General features: G+C 68.8%; 16 protein-coding genes. 9 read left to right on the top strand and 7 right to left on the bottom strand.

Annotated elements, in window-relative coordinates; translation table 11 throughout:
• The first annotated feature begins 45 nt into the window (after nucleotides 1-45).
• From G369_RS0108980 to G369_RS0108965, 4 genes are all read left to right on the top strand, one after another.
• Nucleotides 46-879 carry an ABC transporter substrate-binding protein gene (locus G369_RS0108980; RefSeq protein WP_019653659.1) on the top strand — a complete coding sequence of 278 codons (834 nt, stop codon included), beginning with the start codon at nucleotides 46-48 and terminating at the stop codon, nucleotides 877-879.
• Nucleotides 880-931: 52 nt separating this feature from the next.
• Nucleotides 932-1,654 carry an amino acid ABC transporter permease gene (locus G369_RS0108975; protein ID WP_019653658.1) on the top strand — a complete coding sequence of 241 codons (723 nt, stop codon included), beginning with the start codon at nucleotides 932-934 and terminating at the stop codon, nucleotides 1,652-1,654.
• Nucleotides 1,655-1,690: 36 nt separating this feature from the next.
• Nucleotides 1,691-3,145, top strand: a complete 1,455-nt coding sequence (gene hydA, locus G369_RS0108970) for a dihydropyrimidinase (RefSeq protein ID WP_019653657.1) — start codon at nucleotides 1,691-1,693, stop codon at nucleotides 3,143-3,145.
• A gap of 72 nt (nucleotides 3,146-3,217) precedes the next feature.
• Nucleotides 3,218-3,904 (top strand): GntR family transcriptional regulator, encoded by a 687-nt coding sequence (locus G369_RS0108965; protein WP_019653656.1) that lies wholly within the window; start codon nucleotides 3,218-3,220, stop codon nucleotides 3,902-3,904.
• 4 nt (nucleotides 3,905-3,908) lie between these two features.
• On the opposite strand, the gene G369_RS0108960 is transcribed toward G369_RS0108965, so the two are convergent.
• Entirely contained in the window at nucleotides 3,909-4,802 is an 894-nt protein-coding gene (locus G369_RS0108960; protein ID WP_019653655.1) for a DMT family transporter, read from the bottom strand.
• A 190-nt stretch (nucleotides 4,803-4,992) separates the two neighbouring features.
• On the bottom strand, nucleotides 4,993-5,298 hold the full coding sequence (locus G369_RS35565) for a hypothetical protein (protein ID WP_019653654.1): 306 nt from the start codon (nucleotides 5,296-5,298) through the stop codon (nucleotides 4,993-4,995).
• 304 nt (nucleotides 5,299-5,602) lie between these two features.
• Here G369_RS35565 and G369_RS0108950 point away from each other — a divergent pair, with 304 nt between their 5' ends.
• The 3 genes from G369_RS0108950 (at nucleotide 5,603) to G369_RS0108940 (ending at nucleotide 8,122) form a co-directional block, all read left to right on the top strand.
• On the top strand, nucleotides 5,603-6,124 hold the full coding sequence (locus G369_RS0108950) for a hypothetical protein (RefSeq protein WP_019653653.1): 522 nt from the start codon (nucleotides 5,603-5,605) through the stop codon (nucleotides 6,122-6,124).
• Nucleotides 6,125-6,242: 118 nt separating this feature from the next.
• Nucleotides 6,243-6,737, top strand: a complete 495-nt coding sequence (locus G369_RS0108945; protein WP_020723008.1) for a peptidase associated/transthyretin-like domain-containing protein — start codon at nucleotides 6,243-6,245, stop codon at nucleotides 6,735-6,737.
• A 134-nt stretch (nucleotides 6,738-6,871) separates the two neighbouring features.
• The gene (locus G369_RS0108940; protein ID WP_019653651.1) at nucleotides 6,872-8,122 is read left to right on the top strand and encodes a metallophosphoesterase; all 1,251 of its coding nucleotides are present in this window, start codon (nucleotides 6,872-6,874) and stop codon (nucleotides 8,120-8,122) included.
• Between the two features lie 6 nt (nucleotides 8,123-8,128).
• Here G369_RS0108940 and G369_RS0108935 read toward each other — a convergent pair whose 3' ends face one another.
• Nucleotides 8,129-8,638 carry a polyhydroxyalkanoate granule-associated phasin gene (locus G369_RS0108935; RefSeq protein ID WP_019653650.1) on the bottom strand — a complete coding sequence of 170 codons (510 nt, stop codon included), beginning with the start codon at nucleotides 8,636-8,638 and terminating at the stop codon, nucleotides 8,129-8,131.
• Nucleotides 8,639-8,842: 204 nt separating this feature from the next.
• Between G369_RS0108935 and G369_RS0108930 the strand changes: the two genes are divergently transcribed.
• The gene (locus G369_RS0108930; RefSeq protein WP_019653649.1) at nucleotides 8,843-9,421 is read left to right on the top strand and encodes an acyloxyacyl hydrolase; all 579 of its coding nucleotides are present in this window, start codon (nucleotides 8,843-8,845) and stop codon (nucleotides 9,419-9,421) included.
• A gap of 6 nt (nucleotides 9,422-9,427) precedes the next feature.
• Here G369_RS0108930 and G369_RS0108925 read toward each other — a convergent pair whose 3' ends face one another.
• The 3 genes from G369_RS0108925 to G369_RS0108915 are packed head-to-tail and all read right to left on the bottom strand — an operon-like array spanning nucleotide 9,428 to nucleotide 12,530.
• Nucleotides 9,428-10,381, bottom strand: coding sequence for a lysylphosphatidylglycerol synthase domain-containing protein (locus G369_RS0108925; protein WP_019653648.1), 954 nt, complete (start codon nucleotides 10,379-10,381; stop codon nucleotides 9,428-9,430).
• 23 nt (nucleotides 10,382-10,404) lie between these two features.
• Nucleotides 10,405-11,688 carry a cardiolipin synthase ClsB gene (gene clsB / locus G369_RS0108920; protein ID WP_019653647.1) on the bottom strand — a complete coding sequence of 428 codons (1,284 nt, stop codon included), beginning with the start codon at nucleotides 11,686-11,688 and terminating at the stop codon, nucleotides 10,405-10,407.
• A gap of 11 nt (nucleotides 11,689-11,699) precedes the next feature.
• The gene (locus tag G369_RS0108915; protein WP_019653646.1) at nucleotides 11,700-12,530 is read right to left on the bottom strand and encodes an endonuclease/exonuclease/phosphatase family protein; all 831 of its coding nucleotides are present in this window, start codon (nucleotides 12,528-12,530) and stop codon (nucleotides 11,700-11,702) included.
• A 258-nt stretch (nucleotides 12,531-12,788) separates the two neighbouring features.
• On the opposite strand from G369_RS0108915, the gene G369_RS0108910 reads away from it, so the two are divergent.
• Nucleotides 12,789-13,223, top strand: a complete 435-nt coding sequence (locus G369_RS0108910; RefSeq protein ID WP_019653645.1) for a hypothetical protein — start codon at nucleotides 12,789-12,791, stop codon at nucleotides 13,221-13,223.
• A 101-nt stretch (nucleotides 13,224-13,324) separates the two neighbouring features.
• Here the strand turns inward: G369_RS0108910 and G369_RS0108905 are convergent, their stop codons facing one another.
• The gene (locus G369_RS0108905) at nucleotides 13,325-13,891 is read right to left on the bottom strand and encodes a Spy/CpxP family protein refolding chaperone (protein ID WP_019653644.1); all 567 of its coding nucleotides are present in this window, start codon (nucleotides 13,889-13,891) and stop codon (nucleotides 13,325-13,327) included.
• Between the last annotated feature and the right edge of the window lie 69 nt (nucleotides 13,892-13,960).

Here is a 13,960-nt window from a genome sequence, read left to right as displayed (position 1 = left end):
GACTTCCCACCTCGTCGCCTCGATCCCTTCCTCAAGGACCACACCATGAAACTGCTTCCCGCTCTCGCGTCGGCAACGGCACTCCTCATCTCCTTCGCTGGCGCCGCGAACGCGCAGCAGGCCTGCAAGTCGCCGGTGCCCGATTCGGCGCTCGTCAAGAAGGGCACGCTGACCATGTCGGTCAACCCGACGCTGCCGCCGATGCAGTTCGTCGACCAGACCGGCGCGCTCAAGGGCATGCGCGTGGAACTGGGCGAGCAGATCGCCAAGCGCCTGTGCCTCACGCCCGAATACGTGCGCATCGAGTTCTCGGCCATGATCCCCGGCCTGCAGGCCGGCCGCTGGGACGTCATCAACACCGGCATCTTCTTCACCGAGGAGCGCGCCAAGCTGATGCAGATGCTCGTCTACGAAGACCAGGCCATCAGCATCAGCGCCGCCAAGGGCAACCCGCTGAAGATCGCCAAGCCCGACGACCTCTCGGGCAAGAGCATCGGCGTGGAGATCGGCGGCTTCGAGGAGCGCAAGGCGCGCGAGCTCGACAAGCAGCTCACCGACAAGGGCATGAAGGGCATGACCATCCGCACCTTCGAGAACTTCGCGATGGCCTTCCAGGCGCTGCGCGCGGGCCAGGTCGAGGTGGCGCTGTCCATCGACTCGACCGGCGCCGAATACCAGAAGCGCGGCGACTTCGAGCGCGTGCTCAACGGCCTGTTCCCCACGCCGGTCGCGCTGGCCGCGCGCAACAAGGAGCTGGCCGCCGCGATGGCCAAGGTCATGAACGACATGAAGGCCGACGGCAGCTTCCAGAAGCTGTTCGACCAGTACGGCGTCAAGGCCGCCGACGGCGCCGTGACGGTCAAGGGCCCGGCGAGCTGAGGGCGCGCCGCCGTCCGCATCGCCATAGAGCAAGCAAGCGAAGGAAACTTCCATGGGACAAGGCTGGAGCTGGTCGGGCTTCTTCGACTACCTGTTCAATCCTTACATCCTCAGCGGCGCGGTGACCACGCTGTGGCTCACGCTCGCGGCGATCGCGGGCGGGCTGGTGGTGGGCTGCGCGCTGGCCCTGGCACGGCTGTCCAGCCACCGGTGGCTGGCGGCGCCGGCGCACTTCTACATCTGGGTGTTCCGCGGCACGCCGCTCCTGGTGCAGCTCATCATCATCTTCACGGGGCTGCCCCAGCTGGGGCTGAAGCTCTCGGTGATCGAGTCGGCGCTGCTGGGCCTCATCCTCAACGAGGCGGCCTACCTCGCCGAGATCGTGCGCGGCGGCATCCAGTCGATTCCCGCGGGGCAGACCAACGCCGCGCGCGCCGTGGGCTTCAGCAGCGCGCAGACCATGCGCTACATCGTGCTGCCGCAGGCCATGCGCCTGATCGTGCCCACGCTGGGCAACAGCATCAACGGACTGCTCAAGACCACCTCCATCACCTCGGTGATCTCGATGGAGGAGCTGCTGCGCCGCACGCAGGTGCTGATGCAGGAGAAGTTCATGGTGCTGGAGCTCTTCATCGTCGCGGCCATCTACTACCTGCTCATGACCACCGCCTGGGACTTCATCCAGCGACGCATCGAGCGCCACTACGGCCGCGCCTACGGCAATGCCTCCGCGGCGCCGGTGGTGCCTGCGGAACCCGCGCTCGAGCAACGCTAGGAAGAACCTGAAAGAAAGCGGAAGGAACGAAAGCCCATGAGCACCTACGACCTGATCCTGCGCAACGCGGACATCGCCACCGCCGGCGACCGCTACACCGCCGACATCGGCGTGCGCGACGGGCGCATCTGCGCCATCGCGCAGGGGCTCGACGCGAGCGCCGCGCGCGAGATCGACGCGCGAGGCCGGCTGGTCACGCCCGGCGGCGTCGACGGCCACTGCCACTTCGACCAGCCCACCAGCGACGGCTCGCGCTTCGCCGACGACTTCCTCTCCGGCACGCGCTCGGCCGCATGCGGCGGCACCACCACAGTGCTGCCCTTCGCCGCGCAGCAGAAGGGCCGCAGCGTGCAGGAGGCCGTGGACGACTACCACCGCCGCGCCGAGGGCAAGGCGGTGATCGACTACGCCTTCCACCTCATCGTGGCCGACGCCACGCGCGACGTGACGCAGCGCGAGCTGCCCGCCTTGATCGAGAAGGGCTACACCTCCTTCAAGATCTACATGACCTACGACGACCTGAAGCTGGACGACCGCCAGATCATCGAGGTGCTCGCCACCGCGCGCCGCCACGGCGCGATGACGATGATCCACGCCGAGAACAGCGACTGCATCGCCTGGCTCACCGAGCAGCTGCTCGACGCGGGCCTCACCGCGCCGCGCTACCACTCCAGCTCGCGGCCGATGGCGGTGGAGCGCGAGGCCACGCACCGCGCCATCGCGCTGGCGGAACTGGTCGACACGCCGATCCTGATCGTCCACGTCTCGGGCCGCGAGGCCGTCGAGCAGATCCACTGGGCGCGCGGGCGCGGGCTGCCGATCCACGCCGAGACCTGCCCGCAGTACCTGTTCCTGAGCGCCGAGGACCTGGGCATCGACCCCGACGACCCGATGCACGGCGCACGCTGCATCTGCAGCCCGCCGCCGCGCGACAAGGCGAACCAGCAGTTCATCTGGAACGGCCTGTCCAGCGGGCTCTTCACCATCGTCTCGTCCGATCACGCCCCCTTCAACATGAACGGCAGCGACGGCAAGCGCGTGGCCGGCGACAACGCTTCCTTCGACCGCATCCCCAACGGCATTCCCGGCGTGGAGACCCGCCTGCCGCTGCTCATGAGCGAAGGCGTGCTCAAGGGGCGCATCGACATCCACCGCTTCGTCGAGCTCACCGCCACCAACCCGGCGCGCCTGTACGGCCTGTACCCGCGCAAGGGCACCATCGCCGTGGGCAGCGACGCCGACTTCGTGGTGTGGGACATGTTCCCCGAAGGGCAGGAGAAGCTGCTGACCAACGACATGCTCCACCACGATGCCGACTACACGCCCTACGAGGGCATGCGGCTGCGCGCCTGGCCCGGCATGACCGTCTCGCGCGGGCGCATCGTGTGGCAGGACGGCGTGTTCCAGGCCGAGCCCGGTTCCGGCCAGTTCCTGCCTTGCCTGCGGCCGCGCGCGCCCAACGACGGCAATCCGCTGGACAAATGGCTCTGAAAGAATGGCGCTGAGGCCGCCCGGCCGGCCCTGCTAAGCTCACCCGCCCTCGTGGCTTTCGCCCGTTCCCGCATGCCCAGCCTTCCCAGCCCCACGCAGCCCGCCACCATCACGATCGCCCCCCTTGAGGTGCGCTCCGCCAGCCTGGCCGAACAGGCCTACGACCGGCTGCGCACGCTGATCCTCGATCGGCAGATCTCGGCCGGCAGCCCGCTGCAGGAGGCACGGCTGGCGGAAGACCTGCGCATCTCCCGCACGCCCATGCGCGAGGCGCTGGTGCGGCTGGCGGGCGAGGGCCTGCTGGTGCGGCGCGACGCGCGCTCCTATGCCGTGCGCGCGCTCGGCACCAAGGAGTACTTCGACTGCATGCGCGCGCGCGAAGTCATCGAGTGCGAGGCGATCGCACTGGCAGTGGGCAAGATCACCGATGCGGAGATCGACGCGCTGGAGGCCGACATCGCCACGCTGGGCGGCGGCGAGCACAGCGAGACCGAGCACTGGCACTTCGACGACCGCTTCCACCTGCTGATCGCCACGGCCAGCGGCAATGTCGTGTTCCCGCGGCTGGTGGAGGAGCTTCGCGTCAACGCGCGGCTCTTCCGTCTGCACAGCCCGCTGCACAGGCATTCGGAGAACCACGACGAGCACGGAGAGATCGTCCGTGCGCTGCGCGAGCGTGACGCCGAGCGCGCACGCTCCGCCATGCGCGACCACCTGCGCAGCCTGCAGGAAGACGTGAAGCGCGCGCTGATCGAGTGACGGCTCAGGCAGCGCGCTCCTGCGGCTTCTTCGACCTCGGCGCCTCGCTTCGCGCCAGCCAAAGCCCGCTGGCGATGATCAGCGCACCGCCGCCCAGCGTCCAGGCATCGGGCGCGGCGTTCCAGAACAGCCAGTCGATCAAGAGCCCCCAGGCCAGGGCGCTGTACTCGAACGGCGCGATGGCTGCGGCCTGCCCGTGGCGGAAAGCCTCCGCGATGGCGAGCTGGCCCAGGAAGCCGCTCAGGGCCAGGCCCGCGAGCACCCAGGCGTGCTGCGGCTGGATGGGCACCCATTGCGGCGCAGCCAGCAGGCTGCCGCCCAGGGCCATGCCGGCGGTGGTCCAGAAGACCAACGCGGCGCTCGGCTCGGTGCGGCTGATGAGCCGGCCCAGCATGTTCGACAGCGCATAGCAGACCGCCGCCACCAGGATCGCCAGCGCGCCGGGCGAGAGAAAGGCGTCCTGCTCGGGCCGCAGCGCGATCACCACGCCTGCGAAGCCCAGCCCGATGGCCACCCAGTGCCGCGGCAGGATCGATTCGCCCAGCAACGGCACCGCGATGAGCACCATCAGCAGCGGCGCGATGAAGGTGAGCGTGTAGGCCTCGGCCAGGCCCAGCGTCCTCAGGCCGTACACGAAAAGCACGAGCATCGCCATGTTGAGCGTGGCGCGCAGCAGGTGCAGGCGCCAGCGCAGCCGGCGGTTGAAGACGCCGCCCGCTTCGCGCCGCCAGGCGATATACAGGCACACCAGGGGCAGGGCGGTAAGGCCGCGCAGCGCCGTCACCTGCAGCGGCGGGTAATGGCCGGCCAGGGTCTTGAGCATGGCGTCCATGCAGGCGAAGAAGGCGCAGGCCAGCAGCATCGCCACGATGCCGCGCAGGGTTCCGGTCGGTTGCATGGATGGGATCGTCGCGCGGCAGCGGCCGGGACGGGGATTGTTGTTCTAGACCGCCGAGCATAGGGCCCCGCGAACATCCCTGCTGCCGTGCGGCGACGCGGCTCGTGGATGCGGAACACGCCCGCGCTCGTCGATGGGGCTGCGCATGGCAGCCGCCATCGGGAGGCGAGATCCGTCACATCACGTCAGATCACGTGGCGCCAGCGCCGTTGCCTTCACGGTTGCCGCTGCGGGCGCAGCCGAGGTTGAACTGCCTCTCCAGCACGCGCTGCATCTGCCGCGTCAGCCTGGCGATCCCGCCGGTGCCGCTCGCTGCGCGCCCGATCAGCGCGCCGCCGGCCGCGCCGGCAGCCAGCCGCGCCGCGAGCGAGCGGCTGCGCCCGGCCGCCAGCAGCAGCAGGACGCCCACGCCCAGCACCACCAGATGCTCGCCGGGGTAGTCCTCGCGCTGCGCGTCGACGCGCCTGAATTCGTTGATCGTGGATTCCAAAGACATGGCTGAAGCTCCTTCGTTGCAGTTTCCAGCCGTCGTTCTTAGCCCGGGGCGCCATGCACCGTTGTAGGCGTTCGCCATGCCCGCATCGGCGAACGCGCCGCAAAGGTGCCGATCAGGGTTTTCCTGATCGTGGTCCCGCGAATCGGGCCACGGCCACGTCACATGGCCGTCATCAGCTATGAAAACAATAGCATTCAGTTCCAATCCGCAGATCGTTCCTCGTAAACGCTATATCTAGCCCGACTCTTGCTAAGCAAAATCCCCGACGGATTTCACGTCACGCAAGATCGAGGACCACACAGCAATGAACCCTAAGCGTCTCCGCCGGCCGCTGGCCGCGCTGGTATTGGGCGGCACAGCAGCATTCCTCGGGGCCGTGAGCACGGCCCATGCGTTCACTAACCCGCCCATCCAGATGGCGCAGGGCATCGAATACATGTGCGGCGGCGCCGCCAGGGACGAGGCCGCGTTCATGGAAATGGTCTCGCCGCGCTGGGCCGCCACCATCGAGCTGGGCATCAGTGACGGCAAGGGCGCGCTGCAGCCGGGCTTCCCGGCCAAGGCCTCGGTGGAGATCCGCCAGAAATACACCGGCCAGCCGGTTATGAGCGTGGAATCGCAGAGCCCCTACATGCTCGCGCGCCTGAATCCGGGCGCCTACGACGTGAACGTGACGCTCGGAGGCCTCACGCTGACGCAGACGATGGTCGTGATCGCGGGCGTGCCGGCGCGCGCCTCCTTCGCGTGGCCATCGAACTTCGATATGGCCTCGGTGACGCCGCCGCAGGCGCAGACGCTCGCGCAGTCCTCCGCCAGCGTCCGCTGAGCCCGGCCCGCCAAGGCGGGCGGGAGCAGGCCCCCAGGTCAGACTTTCCTAAGCCGTGCGCCGCACAGTGGCTTCGTGGCCTGTTGCCATGACGACCAAGGAAAGAAAGGACCTGAGAATGAACTCCCGTTTCCCATCCTCGCTGCGCGCGCTGCGGCCGCTGGCGGCCGCGATGTTCTGCGGCGCCGTCCTGTTCGGCGCGCTCTCGCCCGCGCAGGCCGCGATGAATCCGCCGATCTACATGTCGCACGGCGTCGAGTACATGAGCGGCGGCATCGGCAGCGACGAGGCCAGGCTGATGGAGACGGTTTCTCCACGCTGGCCCGCCACCTTCGAATTCGCGGTCAAGGACAGCAAGGGCGCCGACTTCGCCTCCAACGTGCACGTGACGGTGCGCGACAGCAGCGGCACGGCGCTGCTCGACAACGTGGTCTCGGGCGGCCCCTTCATGGTGGCGCGGCTCGAGCCGGGCAGCTATGAAGTCGAGGCCCGGCTGGGCGGCCAGGTGCTGAAGCAGCAGCTTCGCGTGCCGGAGGGTGCGACGGCCAAGGCGACGTTCGTCTGGCCGGCCGGCACCGACATGGCCTCGGCCGGCACGCGCGCGGTGCAGTAGCACGAGGCTCCGGGGCGCCGGACGCGGCTCCGGATCTGGCGCACAATCATGGATTCGCCGGCCGCAAGGCTTGCTATCCGGGCATCGACAGCTATAGAAAAAATAGCGACCCAGGGCGCCTCGCGGTGTCTTGAATGCGCGGCATGCGCCTTGCAGATGGCCTGTCCCGGGCAGTGCCCGACCCCATTGCCCCGATGCCGATCCGTCCCCTGAGCGCGCTCACCGCGCTGTTGCACGTCTATATCGCGCTGCGCCTGCTGCCGGCGCTGGCCGTGCTCACTCCCGCCTGGCCGCTGGCGCTCGCCGCGCTGGTGGTGTCGGCGGTGACGATTCCCCTGCCTTTCGTCTCGCGCCGCGGCCGCCGCGAAGGTGCCGGCAACAGCGACCTGCTCAAGTGGACCGGCCTGATCAGCATGGGCTGGTTCTCCTCGATGTTCGTGCTGACGCTGGTGCGCGACGCCGGACTGCTGCTGGCCTGGCTCGCGGGCGCGGCGGGCGGCCTGCAGGTGCCGTGGAATGCGCTGCTGCCCTGGAGCGCACTCGCAGTGCTCGTGGTGGCCACCGCCACGTCGGTGGTCGGCTTCCTGAACGCGCGCCGCACGGCCGGCGTGAAGCGGGTGGAGGTGCCGATCCGCGGCCTGCCGCAGGCGCTCGAGGGCTTCACCATCGCGCAGCTCAGCGACATCCACGTGGGGCCGACGATCCGCAACAGCTACATCCAGCGCATCGTCGACGCGGTGAACCGCCTGGGCGCGGACGCCATCGCGATCACGGGCGACCTGGTGGACGGCAGCGTGCCCGAACTGCGCGAGCACATCGCCCCGCTGGCCGGGCTGCGCGCGCGGCACGGCACCTTCGTGGTCACCGGCAACCACGAGTACTACGCGGGCGCGCATGCCTGGATCGACGAACTGCGCCGCCTGGGCCTGAAGGTGCTGCTCAACGAGCACGTGGTGCTGCAGACGCGCAACGTGCGCGGCGCGCAGACCGACGAAGAGCTCTTCGAAAGCGCGCTGGTGCTCGCGGGCGTGACCGACTTCACCGCCGGCCATTTCGACGCAGCACATGCCAGCGACCCGCACCTGGCGCTGCACGACGCGCCGCCGCTGGTGCACACGCGCGTGCTGCTCGCGCACCAGCCGCGCAGCGCGCCGCTGGCGGCCGCGGCCGGCTACCAGCTGCAGCTGTCGGGCCATACGCACGGCGGCCAGTTCTTTCCGTGGAACCTGTTCGTGCCGATGCAGCAGCCCTTCACGGCCGGCCTGCACCGGCTGCACGACATGTGGGTCTACGTGAGCCGGGGCACCGGCTACTGGGGCCCGCCCAAGCGCTTCGGCGCGCCTTCCGAGATCACACTGCTGACGCTGGTGCCGGCGAAGGCCTGAAAAGGCTCAGGACTCTTCGAGCCCCGACAGCCGCCGCGCGTTGGAAGTGGCGGCGGCGTGGATCGGCGTGAGGCCCTGCCTTGCGATGTCCGCCGCGATCGCGGGCAGCTCGCTCGCCGCATCGACCGTGTCCGCCGCCGATTGCACGAAGGCGTCGCCGTGCGCGGCCGCCTGCGCCGGCGTGACGCTGCCTGCGAGCGAGAAGAAGGCCGTCGTGCTCTGCAGCCACTGCTGCAGCACCCGGTTGGCAAGCGAGAAATGGCTGCTGTGCCACTGCCGCGCCATCGCGATGCCCGACTCGCTCGCGGCCTCGAGCTTCTCCTGCCCCATGAGCTGGAACTCGGCGAGATCGTCCGCGCTGGGGGCGAGCCCAGCACGGGCCATGCGTCCGGTGCGCATGCCGATCACGAGGCCGGAGGACAGCAGCAGCTCGTGGGTCTTGAGCGCCAGGTCGAGCCACTGCTGCGTGAGCGGTGCCTGAAGGCGAGCGACTGGACTTGAAGAAGAAGACGACATGTTGTGGAAAGGGCCTTAGAGGAAGTCGAGGCCACTATAGGCGCGAGCCGGCGCAAGCGGTTGGTGCACAAGAACGGCGGTTCTGCATTTTTGTTGATCGAGTCCTACTTTCCGATGTGGAAATTACGTGCCGCTCGGGTGCGAACAGCAGCGGAGATTGAAGATGGCCTCTCGATTCCATCCAGTGCACTCGCCAGCCACATCATGAGATTTCACATCCGCCTGCCTGCCGCCGCAACCGCTCTGGTCGCGGGTCTTCTCGGTCTGGCGGGCCCCAGTGCCCATGCCTTCGAAGACAAGGAGCGCGGCTTCTACGTCGAAGGCGGCCGAGCGGCGCACGGTGAAAAGGGCAGCACCAATTCGGCAACGGTGGGCATGACCATTCCGTGGTCGCCGCGGCAGCCGGTTCAGGAGGGTGCGCTCACCACCTACTGGGATCTCTTCCTGAGCAACTGGCATGCACCGGCGCTGGCCGACGGTCCGCACGACTACGCGCAGGTCGGTGCGATCTACACCTGGCGCTACCGTTTCGACCACGGCAGCTCTCCCTGGTTCGCCGAAGGCGGCGTCGGTGCCACGGTGATGGACCACGTCTACCGCACGCCCGATCGCAGCTTCAGCACCGCCTTCCAGTTCACCGAGGCGATCGGCATCGGACGCAGCTTCGGCGAGCACGGCGCGCACGAACTTGCGCTGCGGCTGCAGCACTTCTCCAACGCCGGCATCAAGAAGCCCAACCCGGGCGAGAACTTCGTGCGGCTGCGCTACACGTATCACTTCTAGGTACGCCTAGCGCCTGCCGCGCAGCCGCCGGGCCCGCGCCTCGGTGAACAGGTAGGCCAGCGCGGCCACCGCCAGGGGCAGCAGGTAGTAGAGGCCCCTGTACGCCAGCAGCGCGCCGAGCAGTTGCGCCTGCGGCACCTCGTGCGACAGCAGCGCGACGAACACGGCCTCCAGCACGCCGAGGCCCGCCGGCACGTGAGTGACGACGCCGGCCACCGCCGCCACCAGCAGCACCGCGAGCACCTGCACGTACGCCACCTGTCCCTGCAGCAGGAACCAGATCACGCCCCCGATCAGCGACCAGTTGGCGCACGACATCGCCAGCTGCAGCGCCGCCATCGCAAGCCCCGGCACCTTGAGGCCATGGCCGCGCACCCGCAGCACGCGTCCGCGCGCAAAGATGCACACTGCCACGTAGGCCAGCGCGACCGCCAGCAGCGCCGCACCGAGGATGCGCAGCCCCTCGCTGCCGATCTTCCACTCGGGCGGCAGCGCCATCGGCCAGAAGCAGAAGGCCGCGCCGGCCACCACGAGGTAGCCCAGCCAGTTCGTCAGCATGCTGAAGCCGAGCACGCGCGTGATCGTGTCGTTTGAAAGCCCCAGCCGCGAGTACAGCCGGTAGCGGAAGGCCACGCCGCCCACCAGCGAGCCGAGGTTGAGGTTGAAGGCGTAGCTGATGAAGGTCACGCCCATCACCGTGGGCGTGCCGAGCTTGTGCCGAGTGAGGTGCCGGCCCAGCAGGTCGTAGGTGCTGTAGAGGGCGAAGCTGCCGGCCGCCAGTGCACCGGCCGCGAGCAGCGATGCGGCGGGCAGCGCGCGGATCGCGTCGAACACGTCCTCCCACTCGACGACGAGCGCCTGCCGCACGATCAGCCACGCGATCAGTGCGAAGAAGCCCCACACCGCCACGCGGCGCGCCCAGGGCCACCAGCTTTGGCGCGAGAGGGCCATGGTGCTCATGAGGGGGCGGCTCCTGCTTCGGCTCAGGCCGCTTCCGTCTGCGTGGCGCCGCCGGTCGGATTGCTGAGGCCGGTGTCGCGCCGGCTCGCCAGGTCGGTGGCCTCCGCCGGCGTCAGGCGCGGCACGTGGCGCGGCAGGCGGCCCAGCAGGGCCGGATACCAGCGCAGGATGTGGAAGACGAAGAAGCTGCGCACCAGCCGCCAGCCGCTCCATTCGCTGGCGAGGTCTGCGGCCTCCACCTGCTTGCAGCTGCACTGCATCAGCTTGTCGAGGCGCTCGGCCAGCACGCTGTTGAAGGCCTCGTCGCGCACGACCACGTTGGCCTCCAGGTTGAGCGAGAGGCTCAGCGGATCGAGGTTGCTCGAACCCACGGTGCTCCATTTGCCGTCCATGAGCGCGACCTTGCCGTGCAGCGGGCGGTCGCAGTACTCGTAGATGCGCACGCCCGCGTGAAGCAGGTGGTGGTAGAGCATGCTGGCGGCGGTCTTCACGATCGGCATGTCGGGCTCGCCCTGCAGGATGAGCCGCACGTCCACGCCGCGCCGCGCCGCGCGCCGCAGTTCCTTGATGAGCCGGTAGCCCGGAAAGAAATACGCATTGGCGATCACGATGCGCTCGCGCGCGGCGCGGATGGCCGCGCGGTACTGCCGCTCGATGTCGTTGGTGTGGCGCCGGTTGTCGCGCGTGACGAACATGGCGTCGGCAGTGCCTGCATGCGGCATGTGCGCGACACCCGGCGCCTGGCGCAGCCTGCGGCGGAACCAGCCCGCGCCCTTGCCGCCCAGCGCGATGGCGCGCAGCACGAACTGGTGGATCTCGCCCACGATCGGGCCCTGCAGCTCCACTGCGTAGTCCTGCTTGGCCATGGGGCCGTAGTCGAGCATGTGGTCGGCCGAATAGTTGATGCCGCCGACGAAGGCGCGCTCGCCGTCGACCACCACGATCTTGCGGTGCATGCGCCTGAACACGTTGAGCCGCTGTCCCATGAAGCGGCGGCCCGGATCGAACACGCGCACCTTCACGCCGGCCGAGGTCAGCCCCTCGATGAACTCGCGCGAGAGATCGGGCGAGCCGAAGCCGTCGATCATCAGGTCGACCTTCACCCCGCGCAGTGCCGCCTCGCGCATGGCGGCGTGCAGCTGCAGGCCGACCTTGTCCTCGAACAGGATGAAGGTCTCGACGATCACCTCCCGTCGTGCCTGGCGGATGACCTCGAACACGCGCGGGAAGAACTCCTCGCCGTTTTCCAGCAGCTCGATGCTGTTGCCCGGGATCCAGTGGTTGCTTGCGCCGTTGCCGTTGTTCATGTCGGGCCCGTTCACAGATCGATCTCCGCCACCAGCGGCGCGTGGTCCGACAGGTGCGACCACGGACGGCGCGGCAGCACCACGGGCGCGTGCGCGCCTGCATTGCGCACGTAGATGCGGTCGAGCGACAGCACCGGGAATCGCGCAGGAAAGGTCCGCGCCGCTCGGCCGGTGGCGTGCACGAAGACCTCGCGCAGCGAGGCGCCCCTTTCGAGGATGTCGTGCGCGCGGCCGCGCCAGTCGTTGAAGTCGCCCGCCACGATCAGCGGTGCGTCGGAGGGCACCTCGTCGCGCACGATGTGGCACAGCAGCTCCAGCTGCTGCTGCCGGTGCGCCTCGGCCAGGCCGAGGTGGGTGCAGATCACGTGCACGTCGACCACCCGGCCGGGCAGGCGCAGCACGCAGTGCAGCAGGCCGCGCTTCTCGGGCCCGCTCACCGACACGTCGTGGTTGCGGAAATGCACGATCGGGAATTTCGACAGCACCGCGTTGCCGTGATGCCCCTTGGGATACACCGCGTTGCGGCCGTAGGCGAACTGCGGCCAGATGGTGTCGGCCAGGAATTCGTAGTGCGGCGCCTCGGGCCAGTTGCTCACGCGGCGCGAATGGCGCGAATGGGTGCCCAGCACCTCCTGCAGGAACACCACGTCGGCGCCCACGGTGCGCACGGCGTCGCGCAGCTCCGGCAGGATGAACTTGCGGTTGAGCGCGGTGAACCCCTTGTGGGTGTTCACCGTCATCACCTTCAGCGAGGTCGGCGCGACCTGCGCCGCAGCCCCTGCAGGCTGGGCTGTCTCGGCGTCGGGCGCGGTGGCGTCGGGAATGATGGGCGAGGAAGACATCGTCGTACAGGTTGTACGTGGCCCAGCCCTGGCCGACTGTAGGAACGCGCCAACTTCTTCCCGCCGCCATCCTGCCGCCGCCTTCGTACCCGGGCGGCCGGCTCCTACAGGCATGCCTGCCGCACCCCCACACGGGCGGAATTTCGAGGCTCCTACGGTGACTTCACGGTCCGCAAAGAAAGCAAGGAGTAGGAGTAAAGGCCCCGTTGCTCCTTCATGCGGAATGAACAAATGGATTCAGCCACAAGGAGATTACCCATGAGACATCAAGCAGCTTCCCTCCGCGCCACCGTCCTGGCCGCGTTGCTCGCCACCGCAGGCTTCGCCATGGCGCAGACGACTTCCATTCCAGCCCAGCCCGACCCGTCGGTGGGCGGTGAGGCCAGCACCATGACGCCGGCCGGCGTCGCCAACCCGCCGCAGCGCCCCGACAACTCGGCGCCGATGTCGCGCGATTCCGTGAAGGCAGAGGCGCGCGCCCACAACCGCAACAACGCCAACAACCCGGTGCCCAAGGGCGAGGTGACGACCACCGTCAACCACCAGCCCAACGCCATGCCGCAGCCGACCGGCGAGATGTCCCGCGCGGAGGTCAGTCAGACCGGCCGCAAGGTGACGCCGCGCTTCGGCGAGAAGGGCGAACGCCCGGACGTGGTGACGAACCCGACCGACAAGACCGGCACGCCGAAGTAGTCACGACGGGCCAGGGCGCGATTGCCTGATGGCCGATGAAAAAGCCCGCAGCGCTTTCGCGTTGCGGGCTTTTTCTTTGGATGCCTCCGGGCGGCGCTCGATCAGCTCTTGGCAGGGGCCGCAGGTGCACCGTGGTTGCCGCCGTCATGGCCGCGGTGGCCGCGATGGCCGAAGTGCGCGGTCTCAGTGTCGAAGGTCTTCTGCTGCTCGGGCGTCAGCGCGGCGTAGAAGGTCTTCGTGGCTTCGGCGCGCTTGGCGAACATCGCGCTGCGCTCGGCCTGGCGGGCCTGCATGCGTTCCAGGCGTTCGGGCGTGGTCAGCTTGGCGAACTCGGCGCGGTCCATGTGCGGACGCGGACCGGCCGGCGGCTGCGTCGCGCTCGTGTAGGTGCTCCATGCGCCTTCCTGCGCCGAGGTGAGCTTGAGCTTTTCCTTCAGCGCTGCGAGGCGCTTGGCGCGGTGTTCCTTCATGCGCTCCATGCGCTGGGCCGGATCCATGCGCTTGTGCTGCGCCTTGGGCGCGGCGGCGTTGTCGGCCTGGGCCACCGCCGCGGTGGGCGCGGCTGCGGACGGAGCGGCTGCCGGCGCTTGAGCGAAGGCGCCCGAGGAGGCGAGGGCGGCCGAACCCAGCAGGCTGGCCCAGACGATGCGTTGGCGAAGAGAAATCATGAGAAGTGCTTCCTTTCGAAGAAGCCTGCCACCGATGGGCAGCAGGTGAGACGAAGTGTGGAAGCCCTC

The organism is Variovorax atrisoli 110B, assembly GCF_000382045.1.
Lineage (GTDB): Bacteria > Pseudomonadota > Gammaproteobacteria > Burkholderiales > Burkholderiaceae_C > Variovorax > Variovorax atrisoli.
The sequence above is the reverse complement of the archived record's forward strand: the minus strand, read 5'-3'. Positions and strand labels throughout refer to the sequence as shown.

Coding starts and splice junctions, on each gene's coding strand:
- G369_RS0108915 (WP_019653646.1), bottom strand. CDS start 12,530: ATGTCTTCCTCGCCCATCATTCCCGACGCCACCGCGCCCGACGCCGAG.
- G369_RS0108935 (WP_019653650.1), bottom strand. CDS start 8,638: ATGTCGTCTTCTTCTTCAAGTCCAGTCGCTCGCCTTCAGGCACCGCTC.
- G369_RS0108980 (WP_019653659.1), top strand. CDS start 46: ATGAAACTGCTTCCCGCTCTCGCGTCGGCAACGGCACTCCTCATCTCC.
- hydA (WP_019653657.1), top strand. CDS start 1,691: ATGAGCACCTACGACCTGATCCTGCGCAACGCGGACATCGCCACCGCC.
- G369_RS35565 (WP_019653654.1), bottom strand. CDS start 5,298: ATGTCTTTGGAATCCACGATCAACGAATTCAGGCGCGTCGACGCGCAG.
- G369_RS0108950 (WP_019653653.1), top strand. CDS start 5,603: ATGAACCCTAAGCGTCTCCGCCGGCCGCTGGCCGCGCTGGTATTGGGC.
- G369_RS0108910 (WP_019653645.1), top strand. CDS start 12,789: ATGAGACATCAAGCAGCTTCCCTCCGCGCCACCGTCCTGGCCGCGTTG.
- G369_RS0108930 (WP_019653649.1), top strand. CDS start 8,843: ATGAGATTTCACATCCGCCTGCCTGCCGCCGCAACCGCTCTGGTCGCG.
- G369_RS0108965 (WP_019653656.1), top strand. CDS start 3,218: ATGCCCAGCCTTCCCAGCCCCACGCAGCCCGCCACCATCACGATCGCC.
- G369_RS0108975 (WP_019653658.1), top strand. CDS start 932: ATGGGACAAGGCTGGAGCTGGTCGGGCTTCTTCGACTACCTGTTCAAT.
- G369_RS0108945 (WP_020723008.1), top strand. CDS start 6,243: ATGAACTCCCGTTTCCCATCCTCGCTGCGCGCGCTGCGGCCGCTGGCG.
- G369_RS0108960 (WP_019653655.1), bottom strand. CDS start 4,802: ATGCAACCGACCGGAACCCTGCGCGGCATCGTGGCGATGCTGCTGGCC.
- clsB (WP_019653647.1), bottom strand. CDS start 11,688: ATGAACAACGGCAACGGCGCAAGCAACCACTGGATCCCGGGCAACAGC.
- G369_RS0108925 (WP_019653648.1), bottom strand. CDS start 10,381: ATGAGCACCATGGCCCTCTCGCGCCAAAGCTGGTGGCCCTGGGCGCGC.
- G369_RS0108905 (WP_019653644.1), bottom strand. CDS start 13,891: ATGATTTCTCTTCGCCAACGCATCGTCTGGGCCAGCCTGCTGGGTTCG.
- G369_RS0108940 (WP_019653651.1), top strand. CDS start 6,872: ATGCGCGGCATGCGCCTTGCAGATGGCCTGTCCCGGGCAGTGCCCGAC.